This is a genomic window from Spirosoma litoris, assembly GCF_054776755.1.
The window spans coordinates 181,839-198,063 of sequence record NZ_BAAHBI010000071.1; the positions used below are offsets into that span (position 1 = coordinate 181,839).

A 16,225-nucleotide genomic window follows, 5' to 3' on the forward strand; every position below is an offset into this window, starting at 1 on the left:
AACTTTACGGTTGTACGTATTTCAACTACTAGTCTGTGCAAACAGACTAGTAGTTGAAATACGTACAACCTGCTCTTTATTCTTATTTATTCATGACCAAGCGTATACGTTCTTTCATATTAACCATACCCGGCCTCTTGTTCAGTTATGTGTGTGTAGCCCAAACTGGAGGAGTAGTTTCTGGACGAATTACATCTATTGATAATCAACCAATTGAGTCGGTTTCCATTTCATTAATCGAGATTCAAAAGGGTACATTAACTGACAATCAGGGCAACTATTCGATCACAAACATAGTACCCGGTAAATACACGGTTCGGGTTCAGATGCTAGGCACGGCCGAAAAAGATGTGCCCGTTGAGGTTATAGCGGGTCAGCCGGCTATTGTCGACTATAAGTTGACGGAAGAGAATATCCGCGCTTTACAGGAAGTAACCGTCGTTGGTAACACCAACAAGTTCTCGAAAAAGGAAAGCATCTACGTGGCTCGCCTGCCGTTGAAAAACCTGGAAAATCCGCAGGTCTACACCACCATTCCGAAAGAGCTGATTCAAGAGCAAATGGCGGTCGATTTGGGCAGTATTTCCAAGAACGTTCCGGGGGCGGGGATTCCGATGTTGGCTAACCAGGGCCGGGTAACCTTCCGTTCGCGTGGATTCGAGACTGAGCCCAATGCCCGGAACGGTGTAGCTGGAGCCGCTTTTTCGTCGATTGATCCGGCCAACCTGGAACGAGTTGAAGCGATTAAAGGTCCTTCGGCTACTTTGTTCGGCACTAGCGTATCGAGCAGCTACGGTGGATTATACAACCGGGTTACCAAGAAACCTTACAATGGCTTTGGTGGTGAAGTTGCTTATTTCGGTGGTAGCTGGAACTACAATCGGCTTACAGTCGATGCCAATACGCCCATCAATGCAGACAGAACAGCATTATTACGCCTGAACGGGGCAACTACGTTCGAGAAAAGTTTCCAGGATTTAGGCTTTACGAATACGATTAGTCTGGCTCCAAGTTTCTCGTATCAAATTACAGATCGCCTTTCGCTCTGGATAGACGTTGAATTTGGGCAAGCTAAAGGAACTTCTGTTGTCCGATTTAACCCGTACACGGGTAGCAACAAAACGCAATCTATTGCCGATATGCATTTCCCCTACAACCGTACATTCCTGAGCAACGACCTGACCTACGAGACGCAGATGATGAACATTTTTGCGCAGCTCAACTACAAAATTTCGGAGAAATGGACGTCGCAAACCATTGTATCCCGCGCCCGATCAACCATCAATGGCTACATCACCGCCCTGAATGGCCGAACCGATTCAACCCTACGGGCACAGGTCATTGTGGGTAATACAAATTTCATTGCGACAGATATTCAACAGAATTTCATTGGTGATTTTAAACTGGGATCACTGCGTAACCGACTCGTAGTGGGGCTGGATTATTATAACAATTACAATGATTTCGATCGAGTTACGGTCAATAATACGCCAACCGTCAATTTCCGCAATCCAGCCGCCAGCTACCGAATAAGCCGATTTAAAATTGATTCGCTTTCCTCTACCGGAACGTTGCGTAAGGAAAACAACGGGGATAATACGTACGCAGCCTATGCCTCTAACGTGATTAATTTCACCGATCGGCTAATGGCGATGTTAAGCCTTCGGGTTGATCGTTACCAATATCAGGGTGTGTACAATGTTACAACGGGCGTAACAGCTGGTGGCACGGCTGCTGGTGGAACAACGGCTGGTCCTTACGGCCAAACCGCGTTGTCGCATAAACTTGGGTTAGTTTATGAAGTAATTAAAGACCGAGTTTCGGTATTCGGGAACTACATGAATGGGTTCTTCAACCGAAGCGGGTCTGATATCAATGGCAACGTTTTCAAACCAGAACATGCCAACCAGCTTGAATTTGGGGTGAAAGGCGACGTGCTGAATCATAAACTCGTTGGTACAATCAGCTACTATAATATTCAGGTGGCGAATGTGCTACGGACCAATCCGGCTGACATAAACTATTCGGTTCAGGACGGGACCCAAGAAAGCAAAGGCGTTGAAGTGGAATTAACCGCCAACCCGGTTACCGGTTTGAATATCGTAGCAGGTTATGCTTATAACGACAGCAAATACACAAACGCCGATGAGTCTGTAAACGGCTTACGCCCGGCGCTGTCGGGTCCCGACAAGATGCTGAATTTCTGGATTAGCTACCGGATTAGTCAGGGCAATCTGAAAGGATTCGGTGTAGGTTTTGGCGGCAACTCGGGCAGTGCGTCTTTCCAAACCAACACAAAAACGGCTAAAGTCATTATTCCAGCCTATACCCTGTTCGACGCTACCATTTTTTACGATCAGCCCCGATACCGGATTGGCTTCAAAGTCGATAACCTGACGAGCGAACAAAACTGGTCTGTCCGTTTGACCCCACAGGCTCCAGCGCGGTTTTTGGGCAGTATGGCATTAAAGTTTTAAAAGTTTTTTTCTGACAGGATTAACAGGATAAAACAGGATTACAGACAAGAGAAAATCCTGCTCTATCCTGTTAATCCTGTCAGAAAAAACCTCAAAACTTATATAGAATAATTAAAAACAAGAAATTTGTCGTAGATTTTTACCAACAATCACTGCCTCCAGCCAGAGATATAATCATTAGCCGCTCAGATTGTACAAAACGATGCAAAACGTAAAAAAAGGATATACGTTTCGAAAACTGATCAACGACTTACACCTCTGGCTAGGCCTACCAAGTGCCCTCATACTTTTTATCATGTGCTTTACGGGTACGATCTACGTATTCAGTAAAGAAATAACGAAATGGCTCGATAGCGACAAGTTTGTCGTAAAGGCCGAAGCCGGTGCCAGCGCCATGCCCATAGCTGAACTGCTCAAGAAGGTTGAAAAAGAGAAAAAGGGCAAAACTACCAACCTCACGATTCCTAAAGACAAGACCGAAGCCTGGTTGGTTGTCATCGCTCCCAAAAAGAAAAAAGAAGCCATCGCTTCTGCCGAGAAACCCAAAAAGGTTAAGGAAAACGTAGCGACTATCGAAAAGAAGGAGGAAAAAGAGAAGACCGATAGTTACCTCGTTAATCCGTATACAGGAGTTATTCAGGGAAACGCTAAAACGCCAACGTCTGAGTTTTTTGCTACGACCCTGCAATTGCATCGCTGGCTCCTGATGGACAAGAAAATTGGGGGTGTCATTACGGGCATCGCGGCCCTGATGATGATTCTATTGCAGTTTACGGGTCTGATTTTGTGGCTACCCGCCAAAATCAAGAGCTGGAAAAAGTGGAACGTATGGGAAACCGGATTCAAAATAAAAACTGGCGGCAACTGGAAACGAACGAATTTCGACCTACACAAAGCGCTGGGTTTCTATTCGTTCCTGTTTGTTACGATTATGGCGCTTACCGGGCCTTATTTCGCATTCGACTGGTACAAAAAAGGAGCGAGTAAAGCGCTGGGAACTAAGCCGCTTAACAAAGAAAATCCATTTCAATCCGTACGTCCAGAAGGTGTTACAAAACCGCTTGCTCTTGAGCAGGTTGTAGCGAAAATCAATGAAACATATCCCTACGAAGGTAATATCCGGCTTATTCTGTCTAAAGATTCGTTGGGCTCCATTAGCGTTCAGAAAGCGAGAACGGGGTTTCTGGAGTCTGCCGCTATTGATCGCATGATTCTGGATCAGTACAGCGCCAAAACCCTTCAATTAGATCGTTATTCGGAGAAAACACTGGGCGAAAAGATCGTTGCTTCTGCCAAATTCATTCATACGGGTGAGCTATTTGGCGTCTTTTCCAAAGTCTTTTATTTTATCGCCAGCCTAATTGCTACCAGCCTGCCTGTCAGCGGCTTTTTGATCTGGTGGGGACGTCGTAACAAGAGTAAAGCCTCGCAGAAACCAGTTCCGAAAACGCAGAAATTGAGCGATCGACCAGTCCGAAAACCCGTCATAGCGAAGGTATCTTAATAGACCGAGCCACGGGCTGTTGCTCGCTGAACTTACTACGAAAGTATGTAATATAGGTTGGTGACTTGTTGGCTTTCCGCCCTAGTCGTGCTAACTTTGGATATGGAAAATTTCGTGGTCTCGGCCCGCAAGTACCGTCCCGCTACCTTCGACACTGTCGTGGGTCAGGAGCACATTACTACCACACTTAAGAATGCAATCAAAACCAACCACTTAGCGTCGGCATTCCTGTTTTGCGGACCGCGGGGGGTTGGTAAAACAACTTGTGCCCGGATTCTGGCCAAGACAATTAACTGTCAAAACCTGACGTCTGAAGGTGAAGCCTGCGACCAGTGCGAGTCGTGTGTGAGCTTCAGCCAGAATGCTTCATTTAACATCCACGAGCTGGATGCGGCATCGAACAACTCGGTTGAAGATATCCGTAATCTGATCGATCAGGTTCGCTACCCACCCCAATCGGGTAAATACAAGATCTATATTATTGACGAGGTGCACATGCTCTCGTCGGCGGCTTTCAACGCGTTCCTGAAAACACTGGAAGAGCCACCCTCCTACGCCATTTTTATTCTGGCAACAACGGAGAAGCATAAAATTCTGCCAACGATTCTGTCGCGCTGTCAGATTTTTGACTTCAACCGGATTCAGCCGGGGCACATTGCCAATCACCTCGCGAAGATTGCGGAGAAAGAAGGAATCTCTGCCGAAACAGAAGCGCTCGACCTGATTGCCCAAAAAGCCGACGGCGGTTTACGCGATGCCTTGTCGATGTTCGACCTGAACGTAACCTTTGCCGCTGACCGGATCATTCGGTATAAGGAAGTGCTGGACAACCTGCACATTCTCGACTACGATTATTATTTCAAATTGACAGATTTTTTGCTGGCGGGAAATCTCCCAAAAAGCCTATTGACAGTTGATGAAATTCTGAGAAAGGGGTTCGATGGGCATCAGTTTGTGGTTGGCTTATGCCGCCATTTTCGTGATTTACTGGTTTGTAAAGATGCCGCTACAGTTCAGCTATTGCAGGTAACAGAGAATGTTCGTCGGCAATACCTCGATCAGTCGTCTCGTGCACCAATGTCGTTTTTGTTATCGGCATTGAGCCTTGGTGGTCAGTGCGACATGAATTACAAACAGGCTAAAGATCAGCGACTTCATACGGAATTGTGGCTAATGAAGCTGGCTAATCTGCGGAACCTGCTCAACTGGGAAGCGCTTCCTGAGTTATCACTCAATGGCGCACACGGTGGAGAAACGAGTACAGTCGGTCAACTGATCGCCGAAAAAAAAAACGCCAGTCCCCAGTCTCCGCCTGAAAACAACCAGCTAACCGAAAGCCATCCCATCACGAGCGAACCCGTGAATGGCTATCAAACTACGGCCCCTACAAACGGAGCAGCAACGAATGGAACTGTCAAATCAACTGGGCAGGCAACAGGCACAAACGGCGTAGCAACTGCAACAGCACCCGTAAGTACAGTTGGGCAATCGGAACCCGCGCCCAAACCGAAGCCAATTCTACCAACACGACCAGCTAGCAGTCGCCTACGCACAACGGTTGCCCTGACATCGGGGCCTGTTCAACCTGTAGCTGACGCAGACGAAGGACCAGTTGTACAAACCCAGAATCGCCCTGACAAATCGTTTGATTTTGATGAATTGCAGGAAGCGTGGATCGCTTTCGCCAGACATCGACGCGAGAAAAGTGATATTACGACCGAGCAGGTTGTATTGAATCGTGATCTGGTTCTCGACGGCACAACTATTCATCTCAAACTCGATAATACGCTACAAGTCGATTTCCTAACCGAATTGAAACCTGAGCTATTGGGCTACCTTCGTAGTGAACTCCAGAACAGTCAGATTAAGATTGAACATGAGGTAGTTATCCAGGAAGTGAAGAAGATGATCTACAGCTCACAGGACAAATACAACTACCTCGCCGAGAAAAACCCAGCCCTGCACGAGCTGAGAAAGGTGTTGAATTTGGAAGTGGATTATTGATATATATGATATAGGATGTATGATGTATTTCGCGTCAGCCGTACACTCTATATCATACATCATATATCATTTATACGCCTTCGCTTCTTTAATCAACGATTTATATTCTCCCTCGGAGAGCGCTTTTTTATAATAAGCGCGGGCCTGATTATGATTATTGGCGCGAGCAGCAATACGCGCTAAACCGGCATAGGCAAAGGCGCGGTACTCCTTCGTGTAGGCCTCATTCGACGGGTATTTAAGGGCCGTTTCATAAGATTCAGCAGCCTCTTTATCGTCTTTATCCGCCAGTTCGGCCAGCATCCCGCTAAAGGTGTGAAAGGCCAGCGGGACTAATTTGTTAGGCATCTGCTTCAGTCGTTGCACATAAGGTCGAGCTTCGACGTAACGACCTGACAGCAACAACGATTCAGCATAGGTCATGGCAAACAGTGGATTATTAGGGTATTTCTCGACCAGATATTTTCCGTAAATCGCGGCCTGGGCTGGCTTCGTTTCGTGCTTCATCAGCAGGTGAGCCAGATAGTAATTGGACACCGGGCGCATAAATACAGCTTTACGAGTCGACATATCCATTTGCTTGATTCCCAAGGCAATGTCGCCATCAGCAAAGAAAAACATGAACGGCTTAACGATTGGATGGTCAATCGGATAACGTTCGACGTAGTAATTGTAAAGCCCGGTTGTGAAGTAGAAATCTGGGTTTTTATCCATCAATTTCATCCCATCCCGTAAATAATTATATGCTTTTTTCGATTCACCAACAGCCTTTAGTGATTCCCCCTGATTATGATAGAGCGCAGCCAGATAACTATGACAGGTCAGCATAAAAAAGACAGCCTCAGGGTCTTCTTCATTTTTGGCAAGCATCTTTTTCGACAAGCGTAATGCCTGATCAACCGCTTGCTCGAACTGAACGGTAGCTACTTTATTTTCAGCTAAAGGCAAGTTTTGAATATCCAGTTGCGTAGCTCGTAAAATTGGGGCAATTGGGTGTTGGGGATATTTAGACTGAAGTTGCCGAATCAGCGCATCAGCATCCGCAAACTCAAGATTATAGATGTGATCGAGCGTTTTCACAATGGCTTGCTGAACAACGGGATCATTGATAACCTGCGCCGAGGCTACTATTGGTAAACAGAGCAAGATTAAACTCAGGAAGATATTTTTCAGAATGGACAAAGTGGTAGACGCAAGAACGTTGTTTGATTCTATACAGCCGGAACTGTACTTTTGTTTGACGCGTATTATCTAACAAGGGCTTTACGCAAAAGATTCTTATTTCTACTAATGATTCATTACGAACAGTTTGTTTTAGATAATGGCCTGCGGGTATTCGTTCATGAAGACGCATCTACGCCAATGGCCGCCGTTAATATTCTGTACAATGTTGGTTCACGAGATGAAGATCCCAACAAAACAGGCTTTGCCCATTTATTTGAGCATTTGATGTTCGGTGGCTCGCGCAATATTCCCAGCTACGACGAACCCTTACAGAAAGTTGGTGGCGAGAACAACGCCTTTACCAGCCCCGATATTACCAACTATTATATCACCTTGCCGGCCGCCAATCTGGAGACGGCATTCTGGCTCGAATCAGACCGGATGCTCAGCCTCTCCTTCGACCCAACGGTGTTGGATGTACAGCAAAAAGTGGTGATTGAAGAATTCAAACAGCGTTATCTGAACCAACCTTATGGCGATGTGTGGCTAAAGCTTCGACCGTTGGCGTATAAACAACACCCATATCAGTGGGCAACGATTGGCAAAGACATCAGCCATATCGAAGATGCTACGCTGGACGATGTAAAATCGTTTTTCTTTAAATATTATCTGCCCAACAACGCTATTCTGGTCGTGGCAGGCAATGTCACGGTCGAGCAGGTAAAACAGTTGTGCGCCAAGTGGTTCGCTCCTATTCCGGCTGGTTCCCCTTACATCCGTCAACTTCCTGTAGAGCCTAGGCAAACGGAAGCACGCAAGGAGGAAACTTCAGCGAAAGTACCGCTTAACGGGTTATACAAAGCCTACCACATGCCCGGACGTTTCGACGCTGGCTTTCACACGGTTGACCTAATGAGCGATATACTAGGTCGGAGCAAATCGTCGCGACTGTACCAGCAGCTCTTACGAAACAACCCCTTATTTAGTAGTGTAAATGCCTACGTAACCGCTTCCATTGATCCCGGTTTGCTAATTGTACAGGGGAATCTTAACAAAGGCGTTTCGCTCGAAGAAGCAGATGCTGCTGTAGAAGCTGTTATAGAGGAGTTCATCAGTCAGCCGGTACTCGACGAGGAACTGACCAAAGTAAAAAATCAGGGAGAAGCTACGCACGCTTTCTCGGAAGTTGAACTTCTAAACCGGGCTATGAATCTGGCTTATGCCGCTAATTCTGGCAATCCAGACTTAGTCAATCAGGAAGCCGCTCAGATTCAGGCTGTCACATCGGATGATATCCAGGCGATGGCCAAGCAGGTACTTCGGAAGGATAATTGTTCGACTTTGTATTACCGAACGGCATGAAAATTCGCGTAGGCCAAGGGTACGATGTTCACCGGCTTGAGGAAGGCCGACCATTCTGGTTGGGTGGCATTCAGATTCCAAGTACGTTCGGGCCAGTAGGTCATTCTGATGCCGATGTAGTTTGTCATGTTTTGTGCGACGCTCTGTTGGGGGCCGCCAACATGCGCAATATCGGCTATCATTTTTCAGATAAAGACCCGCGCTGGAAAGGCGTTGATAGTAAGCTTCTGTTGGCTGAAGTACTCCGAATGGTGCGGGGCGCGGGCTATGAAATTTCCAATGTAGACGTAACGGTAGTCTTACAGGAACCAAAACTGAACCCACACATTCCGGCCATGAAAACCTGTCTGGCGGAGGTAATGGCTATTCCAGAAGACGATATTTCGATAAAAGCCACCACATCGGAGCACATTGGCTTTGTTGGCCGGGGCGAAGGTATTGCCGCTCACTGCGTAGCGCTTATATTTAAGGATTAGACCGTAGATTTTTATGATCCATAGGGTTAGGTTATGATTTAATGCTGGCTCACTAATGAATAGGTGCTATCACTGCCAAGAAATAGTCAATTTTGATCATTTTCAATTTCAAAAATCTTAATCAATCATTGGCATCATAACAATCTGCGTTCCATTGTTTAATACAGCCTCTTTATGAAAAACCTGCTTTACCTTCCGGCCTTCCTCTTACTAGGAGTCGTTGCCTGTGGCCAGCCCGCAAAGCCCAATCAACCCGCTGAGCCATTGGGTTTCGAAGAATACGATCCCGTTTCGACCCTAAAGGTGCCAGAGCACAAACTGACGCGATCCAAATATCCATTCATCGATGTGCATAATCATCAGTACCAGATGGATAATGAGGATTTGAGCAAGCTCGTTGCTCAGATGGACGCGTTGAACATGGGCCTGATGATTAACCTTAGCGGACGTGGCTTCAGCAGTAGCGAAACTGAAAGCACTAAGTTTTTCACGAGTGCTTTGGCGAACGTCCAGAAAAACTACCCTAAGCGAATAGCCCTGTTTACCAACCTTAATTTTTCGGATGTGAACGATAAAGGCTGGACAGCGCAGGCGGTGAAAATGCTCGAAGAAGACGTAAAGAAGGGCGCCAAAGGCCTGAAGATTTATAAAAATTTGGGTCTTAATGTCAAAGATGATAAAGGCAATCGCGTTCGGGTCGATGATCCACGCTTAGATCCCGTCTGGGCGAAGTGTGGTGAATTGGGCATTCCCGTTCTGATTCACACTGCCGACCCAAAGTCGTTCTGGGACCCAATGGATCGGTATAACGAACGCTGGCTTGAACTCAAACTCCACGCTGGTCGCAAGCGCTCCCCAACAGACCCTGTCCCCTGGGAACAACTTATCGCTGAGCAGCATAATGTGTTCCGCAAGCACCCCAAAACGACGTTCATTGCTGCCCACATGGGTTGGTACCCAAACGATCTGACTAAACTCGACAGTCTGATGAAAGTGTTTCCGAACATGAATGTTGAGATTGGGGCAGTAATCGCCGAATTAGGCCGTCAGCCACGCGCCAGCCGGAAGTTCTTCGAGAAATACCAGGATCGAATTTTATTTGGAAAAGATAGCTGGGTGCCATCGGAATACGCAACCTATTTCCGTGTCCTCGAAACCGACGACGAGTATTTCCCGTACCACAAAAAGTACCACGCGTTCTGGCGTATGTATGGCATGGGCTTACCCGATGAAGTGCTGAAGAAGGTGTATTATAAAAACGCCCTCCGTATTATTCCCGGACTGGACAAGAGCCAATTCCCAAATTAGCGTTCTTAAACACGGAGTTAACGGAGATCTCACGGAGAACACAGAGATCCTCCGTTAACTCCGTGAAACCTTCGTTTCCTCTGTGTTTAAATACAAATGAAAATTACCCAAATCAACCTCTACCGCTACGACATTCCGCTCAAAGCGCCTATTGCCATTTCGCTCGGTACCATTGAAAACGCTCGTAATATTCTGGTCGAGATTCAAACTGACGAGAGCATTACAGGTTGGGGCGAAGGATCGCATTTGTGGATGATTGCGGGTGAAACGCAGGCATCAGGGCTAGCGGCTGCGAATGATATGGCCCGTTTGCTGGTTGGCGCAGATCCGCTCAACATTGAGGGGTGTCTCAATACATTAACGCGCTACTTGCCCGCCCACCCTACTACCCGCTCGGCCTTCGACATGGCCTTGTATGATATTGCGGCCAAATCGGCCCGAATGCCACTTTACCAATTTCTCGGTGGCGAAAAACGTACACTCATAACCGACGAAACCATTTACATCAGTACGCCCGAGCGTATGGTTGAGGATGCCTTACGGATTCAGGCGAAGGGCGCCGAAGCCATTAAGGTAAAACTCGGCACTAACCTACGCGACGACATCGCCCGTGTAGAAGCCATTCGGAAAGCAATTGGTGATGCCACTCCCATTCGCACCGATGCCAACCAGGGGTGGGACGTTGTAACGGCTACGGGTGTATTGCGCGCCATTGGTGATTGGAATGTTCAATATTGCGAGCAGCCCATCAAAAAACACAACATTGCGGGCTTACGCCAAATTCGGCAGAAAACGACCGTCCCCATCATGGCCGACGAAAGTCTGTTCGAGGCTCCCGATGCTATTCGGCTTGTGTGCGAAGAAGCTGTCGATTATTTCAACATCAAACTCTCAAAAAGCGGGGGCATTTTCGAAGCACTTAAGATCAATGCGATTGGCGAAGCGGCCGGGATTCCCTGCATGATTGGGTGCATGTCGGAGTCGAGATTGGCCTTAACAGCCAACGCGCATTTTGCCTCAGCTCGTCAGAATGTACGTTTCTTCGATCTGGACGCCTGTTTTGAACATGCCGAAGATCCTGTTTATGGTGGCATTACGTACAATGGTTATCAAATCGAACTCCCCGAAACACCTGGCATCGGTGCCGAAGTGGATTCTGCTTTCCTGGCAAAATCCGAGCGAATTATAATCAGTTAAAAATGAGGAGTGAAGAGGGGAAAATAAGGTATGCACAGTGTGTATTTTTCACTCTTCACTCCTCACTCTTCACTCTATGACTATTACCACCGTTCAGTCAGTTGCCGATGTGCAGGGTATTTTGGCACTGCAACAGGCTAATCTGCGCAAAAACGTACCGATTGACGTACAGATCGATCAGGGCTTTGTAACGGTTGAGCATGATCCGCAGGTGCTCACCCGTATGAATCAGGCTGCTCCGAGTATCATTGCCAAAGATGGCGATACCGTTGTCGGTTATGCGCTCACTATGCTTCCTGAGTTTGGCACCGATGTACCGGAGCTATTACCCCTTTTTGCGCTGATCAATACACTGACTTACAACGAAAAACCCATACAGGATTATCCCTGGTATGTAATGGGGCAGGTTTGCGTGGCCGATGGCTATCGAGGCCAGCGTATTTTCGATCGCATGTTTCAACACCATCGGGAAGTTTATAGCGATCGCTATCAATTATTGATAACTGATATTTCGGCGAATAACACCCGCTCGTTACGGGCCCACGCTCGGGTGGGTTTCGAATCACTCCACGAATTTTTCGACCCCGCCATTGGCGAAACCTGGGTAGTCGTATCCTGGGATTTTCAGAAGTAGAATCGCTGGAGTTTGACGTTTGTAGTTCGACGTTTAAAGTTACCATCACGTAGCTGAACCTGAAACATTGAACCTGAAACAGAAAACAATGCGCCTGCTCCTACTTTTCCTATTTGTCTCTACTTCGCTCCTCGCCCAGCCTCTTCCACAAACGTTTACTCCCGCCAAATCGCCCGCCGATGCTGGCTTTTCTGCCGACCGATTGAAACGACTGGACACCTGGCTGCAAGAGCTGATCGATAAAGACATTGCCCCTAATGCCGTAACCTTCGTGGCCCATCGGGGTAAGGTTGTTCATTACAAAGCATTCGGCTACAGTAATCTGGCCAAGAAAACGCCCCTAAAACGGGATGATTTATACCGCATTGCGTCGCAGTCGAAAGCCATCACGACCGTAACGTTGATGACGCTGTACGAAGAAGAGAAGTTTCTGTTGGATGATCCCATCTCGAAGTACATTCCGGCGTTCAAGAATCCGAAAGTCCTGGTCAATTACGACAAAAAAGACCCCGTTGGCGGGAAGTACGAAACACGTCCGGCAAAAAGCGAAATCACGATTCGGCAATTGCTGAGTCATAACGCTGGGCTGCCCTACGAACACCCACTCGATCAACGGCCTGAATTCAAGGTTCCGTTTTTCAACTCCACCGCACCCGACAAACTCGAAGACGTAATAAATAAACTGGCCACACGCCCACTTCTCCGCGATCCGGGCAAGGATTCAACAGGAACGGGTTTTACTTATGGGCTCAACATTGATGTTCTTGGGCGATTGATCGAAATCCTTTCTGGCAAGCCCTTCGACGTAGCCATGCGCGAACGGGTGCTCAACCCACTCGGCATGGCGGATACCTATTTCTATTTGCCCGATAGTAAAGCCAGTCGGTTGGTGGAGTTATACAGCAAGGCAAGTATGGACAAGCCCTTGACACTACATAGCAACGAGGCTTACCGAAACTTTGCCGTGTCGGGCGCGAAAACCTTCTTCTCGGGTGGAGCCGGTTTGGTTAGTTCCGTAGAAGATTACGCCAAATTTTGTCAGATGCTGCTCAACGGCGGCAGCTTCAACAATAAGCGAATTCTGGGCCGTAAAACCATCGAGATGATGCTTCGGAACCAGATTGGAGCTGCCGAAGTCTGGGATCGCAAAGACAAATTCGGACTTGGCTTTATGCTGATAACCGAAAATTCCCACTATGGTGATCAAGCTTCGCCAGGCTCCTATAATTGGGGAGGTATGTACTGCTCTGAGTTTACCATCGACCCCAAAGAAGAGCTGATCATGCTCATTTTTACCAATGTGCATCCTTACGCCTACTACGGCGATTTTGTAAAGAAATTCCGGATTGCCGTCTATCAGGCGTTGGAGTAAACACGGGATTTCTGCTACTTTCGTTATGAGTCTGTCACTAAAAACGAACTGTTATGAATCCGCAAAAAACCGCCGTTGTCCTGATCGAATATCAGAACGATTTTACGTCGCCAGGAGGTAGTCTCCACGATGCCGTTAAAGGTGTCATGGACTCAACGAACATGCTGGCCAACACGCTTGATCTTGTTGCCAAAGCACGCGAAGCGGGTGCCATTATCATTCACTCGCCCATTAGTTTTCAGGAAGGTTATTTTGAGATTACGAAACATCCGTACGGCATTCTGAAAGGTGTTGTAGATAGCAAGTCGTTCCGAAAGGGTTCCTGGGGAGTCGATATTGTCGATTCATTAACACCCCAGTCTGGTGATATTGTCCTGGAAGGCAAGCGGGGTTTAGACGCCTTCGCCAGCACCAACCTTGACTTTATTTTACGTAGCAAAGGGATTGAAACCATCGCACTAGGTGGCTTCCTGACCAATTGCTGCGTGGAATCGACCATGCGCTCCGGCTACGAAAAAGGCTTCGAGGTGATTACACTGACCGACTGTACGGCCACCTTAAGCGAAGAAGAACAGGCATTTGCCTGCGCCAAAAACTTCCCCATGTTTTCAAAACCAATGACCCACAATCAGTTTCTGGATGAGTTGACAGGTGAAGCTGTTCAGGAAGTTGAAACGCGGGGGTATTCAGCGTAGAGATAACTAAAGACCTGATTTACTCAATAGCCTAAGCCCGTTCATCGCCGAACGAGCTTAGGCTATTTTAAAAAGGGGGAAAGCCCGTTTTTCTCCAAAAACCTACCGTTAAGTCATTTCGACAAAGGGTTATTTGTAAGGTGCATTGTTTCTTTTTTCTTGCGCATTAATGCCTTAGATTAAGAAATAACGGGACTAAAAGTGACTGATAATCTGAGAGGGCTAGTTCCGCGAGTTTGCGTACAATAATATGTTGGGTGCGAAGCCAAAAAGTAGTGCTTGCGGGGCGGGTTCCGTGCGACAAGTTGAACGCCCCGCGTGGTAGGTTTGGGCTTGCATTTCCGGGTCTCGGCTGACAGAGTGAACGTCTCGACAGGAAGCGGTAGAAACTTGTAAAGTAGATATGAAACCGGTGAAATCTACAGCAGCAGTATTAGCCTTCAATGCTCTCAATAGAAATATTGATAAGTATTGGGTTGATTGGGCAGTTGATATGCTCGTAGCTGGATTTGATACTGAAAATTTAATAATACTTGCAGGAGAAAGCCAACCGTTCAACCAATTTGAACTGCAAAAGTTGACGGACAAAGTTTTTGGCGAACTACATTTTGACTATTCAGACAAAGAAAAAACGATTAAGAATTACGTTTACTACCTCGTATGCGAAGGATTGAATGGTTGTATTGCCATAATCAAAGTATTAGGTTCGTTAAAGGACCTTTGTATTGAACTTGATTACGAAGACTATTTGTATGATTTTTATTTGCTCTATTTTGCCAAAGACGATTTATCCTACTCCGATAATCAATGGTATTGGAAAGGTGCTGATAAAGACAATATCGATGTGATAATTTGGGAGTCTTTGAGCAAATGGAAGATAAATTATGAGGAGAATGAGGGTATGTTAAGAGTAGGTTTGCAATAATTGGCTTTGCATAGGAGGCTGTCTGGTGACAGGCAGCACGTCCCGAGGGAGCGCTTTCAGCCCAACAGCCACTGTGTTCGCGGGCGAACGAACCCAGAAGAACTGTTAAATTGCCCTTTTTAAATGACGTCTGATTGTCAGGCAGTTGCAATTTAACAGTACATCCCAATGAGGGTGTAAAGGTTGAGGTTAAGTTAGTTGTCTGAAGTTGTGTCATCATCCATCAGCCCTCGGGGGCGTTGGGTGCATAGCCAAAAGTAAAAGCGCGTTTGCCGGGTCGTGTGCGACAGGGCGCTCGTCCCCGACAGGTTAGCTTTTGAGTTTTCACTTTAACAGTCCCGGCGACAATACAATCTCCTACTGGACAAGACTTTGAATGATATAGTGCTTCAAAACAAATTAATACTCCCAATGAGTTGTAAAAGAGGAAAAGCAAACCCAGATTCTCACACCAAATTAAAGCTTTTCGCGGACTCAGGTGGCTATTGCCAAAACCCTGATTGTAATACGAACTTATTTTTATCAGTTGGGAATTCGGAGTTTCATATTGCTGAAATGGCGCATATAATAAGCGCAGGAGACGACGGCCCTCGTTCAAATAAAGGTATTTCAAAGGAGTTGAAAGGGGATTTTTCTAATTTGATTATGCTATGCCCTACTTGCCATACTAAAATAGACAAAGCAGAAATAGAATTTCTCGATAGCTTAATTCTCAGTTGGAAGAAAATCCACAGTCAAAAAATAAACTTTTTATTTAATATTAAAGAATTTACAAATAGAAAAGAAGCTCGAAGTTCTGTTTTACCACTACTAAATCAGAATAAGACAATTTTTGATACATACGGCCCGATGACGGATGAGAGATTCAATCCAGAAAGCGAAATGCCAAGAATATGGATATCAAAAATCCATCAGTATATTCTACCTAACAACAGAAAAATGCTTGGAATTTTAGATAAAAATTATGGTCTTCTAAACAAAGAGGAAGTAAAAACTGTCGAGCTATTTAGACAGCATGTATTAGATTTTGAATCTAAACATATAAATAATGAAGACCTAAATGGATTGCAGTTTCCTGAAAAGTTAAATCAAGTATTTGTTGATTAG

At 46.4% G+C, this 16,225-nt stretch carries 13 protein-coding genes; 12 read left to right on the top strand and 1 reads right to left on the bottom strand.

The annotated features are described in order from the left end of the window. The first annotated feature begins 92 nt into the window (after positions 1–92). The 3 genes from ACYVGR_RS34490 (at position 93) to ACYVGR_RS34500 (ending at position 5,985) form a co-directional block, all read left to right on the top strand. Positions 93–2,477 carry a TonB-dependent receptor domain-containing protein gene (locus tag ACYVGR_RS34490; RefSeq protein ID WP_460964971.1) on the top strand — a complete coding sequence of 795 codons (2,385 nt, stop codon included), beginning with the start codon at positions 93–95 and terminating at the stop codon, positions 2,475–2,477. A 202-nt stretch (positions 2,478–2,679) separates the two neighbouring features. Continuing rightward, positions 2,680–3,981, top strand: a complete 1,302-nt coding sequence (locus ACYVGR_RS34495; protein ID WP_460964973.1) for a PepSY-associated TM helix domain-containing protein — start codon at positions 2,680–2,682, stop codon at positions 3,979–3,981. A 102-nt stretch (positions 3,982–4,083) separates the two neighbouring features. Beyond that, entirely contained in the window at positions 4,084–5,985 is a 1,902-nt protein-coding gene (locus ACYVGR_RS34500; protein ID WP_460964975.1) for a DNA polymerase III subunit gamma/tau, read from the top strand. Positions 5,986–6,051: 66 nt separating this feature from the next. Here the strand turns inward: ACYVGR_RS34500 and ACYVGR_RS34505 are convergent, their stop codons facing one another. Then, positions 6,052–7,131: a hypothetical protein gene (locus ACYVGR_RS34505; protein WP_460964977.1), complete on the bottom strand. Its 1,080-nt coding sequence runs from the start codon at positions 7,129–7,131 to the stop codon at positions 6,052–6,054. 144 nt (positions 7,132–7,275) lie between these two features. Between ACYVGR_RS34505 and ACYVGR_RS34510 the strand changes: the two genes are divergently transcribed. The 9 genes from ACYVGR_RS34510 (at position 7,276) to ACYVGR_RS34550 (ending at position 16,225) form a co-directional block, all read left to right on the top strand. Next, a complete protein-coding gene (locus ACYVGR_RS34510; protein WP_460964979.1) occupies positions 7,276–8,511 on the top strand; it encodes a M16 family metallopeptidase in 1,236 nt (411 codons plus the stop codon). Further along, the gene (ispF, locus tag ACYVGR_RS34515) at positions 8,508–8,987 is read left to right on the top strand and encodes a 2-C-methyl-D-erythritol 2,4-cyclodiphosphate synthase (RefSeq protein ID WP_182458594.1); all 480 of its coding nucleotides are present in this window, start codon (positions 8,508–8,510) and stop codon (positions 8,985–8,987) included. The genes ACYVGR_RS34510 and ispF overlap by 4 nt, the downstream gene beginning before the upstream one ends. A 174-nt stretch (positions 8,988–9,161) precedes the next feature. After that, complete coding sequence (locus tag ACYVGR_RS34520) at positions 9,162–10,295, top strand: amidohydrolase family protein (protein ID WP_460964981.1); 1,134 nt, start codon at positions 9,162–9,164, stop codon at positions 10,293–10,295. 96 nt (positions 10,296–10,391) lie between these two features. After that, a complete protein-coding gene (locus ACYVGR_RS34525) occupies positions 10,392–11,492 on the top strand; it encodes a mandelate racemase/muconate lactonizing enzyme family protein (RefSeq protein ID WP_460964983.1) in 1,101 nt (366 codons plus the stop codon). Positions 11,493–11,568: 76 nt separating this feature from the next. Continuing rightward, positions 11,569–12,126, top strand: coding sequence for a GNAT family N-acetyltransferase (locus tag ACYVGR_RS34530; RefSeq protein WP_460964985.1), 558 nt, complete (start codon positions 11,569–11,571; stop codon positions 12,124–12,126). Between the two features lie 88 nt (positions 12,127–12,214). Continuing rightward, complete coding sequence (locus tag ACYVGR_RS34535) at positions 12,215–13,498, top strand: serine hydrolase domain-containing protein (RefSeq protein WP_460964987.1); 1,284 nt, start codon at positions 12,215–12,217, stop codon at positions 13,496–13,498. Positions 13,499–13,551: 53 nt separating this feature from the next. Then, positions 13,552–14,193 carry a cysteine hydrolase family protein gene (locus ACYVGR_RS34540; RefSeq protein ID WP_460964989.1) on the top strand — a complete coding sequence of 214 codons (642 nt, stop codon included), beginning with the start codon at positions 13,552–13,554 and terminating at the stop codon, positions 14,191–14,193. Between the two features lie 403 nt (positions 14,194–14,596). Then, positions 14,597–15,118, top strand: coding sequence for a hypothetical protein (locus ACYVGR_RS34545; protein WP_460964991.1), 522 nt, complete (start codon positions 14,597–14,599; stop codon positions 15,116–15,118). 372 nt (positions 15,119–15,490) lie between these two features. Further along, positions 15,491–16,225 carry an HNH endonuclease gene (locus ACYVGR_RS34550; protein WP_460964993.1) on the top strand — a complete coding sequence of 245 codons (735 nt, stop codon included), beginning with the start codon at positions 15,491–15,493 and terminating at the stop codon, positions 16,223–16,225.

Coding starts and splice junctions, on each gene's coding strand:
- ACYVGR_RS34545 (WP_460964991.1), top strand. CDS start 14,597: ATGAAACCGGTGAAATCTACAGCAGCAGTATTAGCCTTCAATGCTCTC.
- ACYVGR_RS34530 (WP_460964985.1), top strand. CDS start 11,569: ATGACTATTACCACCGTTCAGTCAGTTGCCGATGTGCAGGGTATTTTG.
- ACYVGR_RS34490 (WP_460964971.1), top strand. CDS start 93: ATGACCAAGCGTATACGTTCTTTCATATTAACCATACCCGGCCTCTTG.
- ACYVGR_RS34525 (WP_460964983.1), top strand. CDS start 10,392: ATGAAAATTACCCAAATCAACCTCTACCGCTACGACATTCCGCTCAAA.
- ACYVGR_RS34520 (WP_460964981.1), top strand. CDS start 9,162: ATGAAAAACCTGCTTTACCTTCCGGCCTTCCTCTTACTAGGAGTCGTT.
- ACYVGR_RS34510 (WP_460964979.1), top strand. CDS start 7,276: ATGATTCATTACGAACAGTTTGTTTTAGATAATGGCCTGCGGGTATTC.
- ACYVGR_RS34500 (WP_460964975.1), top strand. CDS start 4,084: ATGGAAAATTTCGTGGTCTCGGCCCGCAAGTACCGTCCCGCTACCTTC.
- ACYVGR_RS34535 (WP_460964987.1), top strand. CDS start 12,215: ATGCGCCTGCTCCTACTTTTCCTATTTGTCTCTACTTCGCTCCTCGCC.
- ispF (WP_182458594.1), top strand. CDS start 8,508: ATGAAAATTCGCGTAGGCCAAGGGTACGATGTTCACCGGCTTGAGGAA.
- ACYVGR_RS34540 (WP_460964989.1), top strand. CDS start 13,552: ATGAATCCGCAAAAAACCGCCGTTGTCCTGATCGAATATCAGAACGAT.
- ACYVGR_RS34495 (WP_460964973.1), top strand. CDS start 2,680: ATGCAAAACGTAAAAAAAGGATATACGTTTCGAAAACTGATCAACGAC.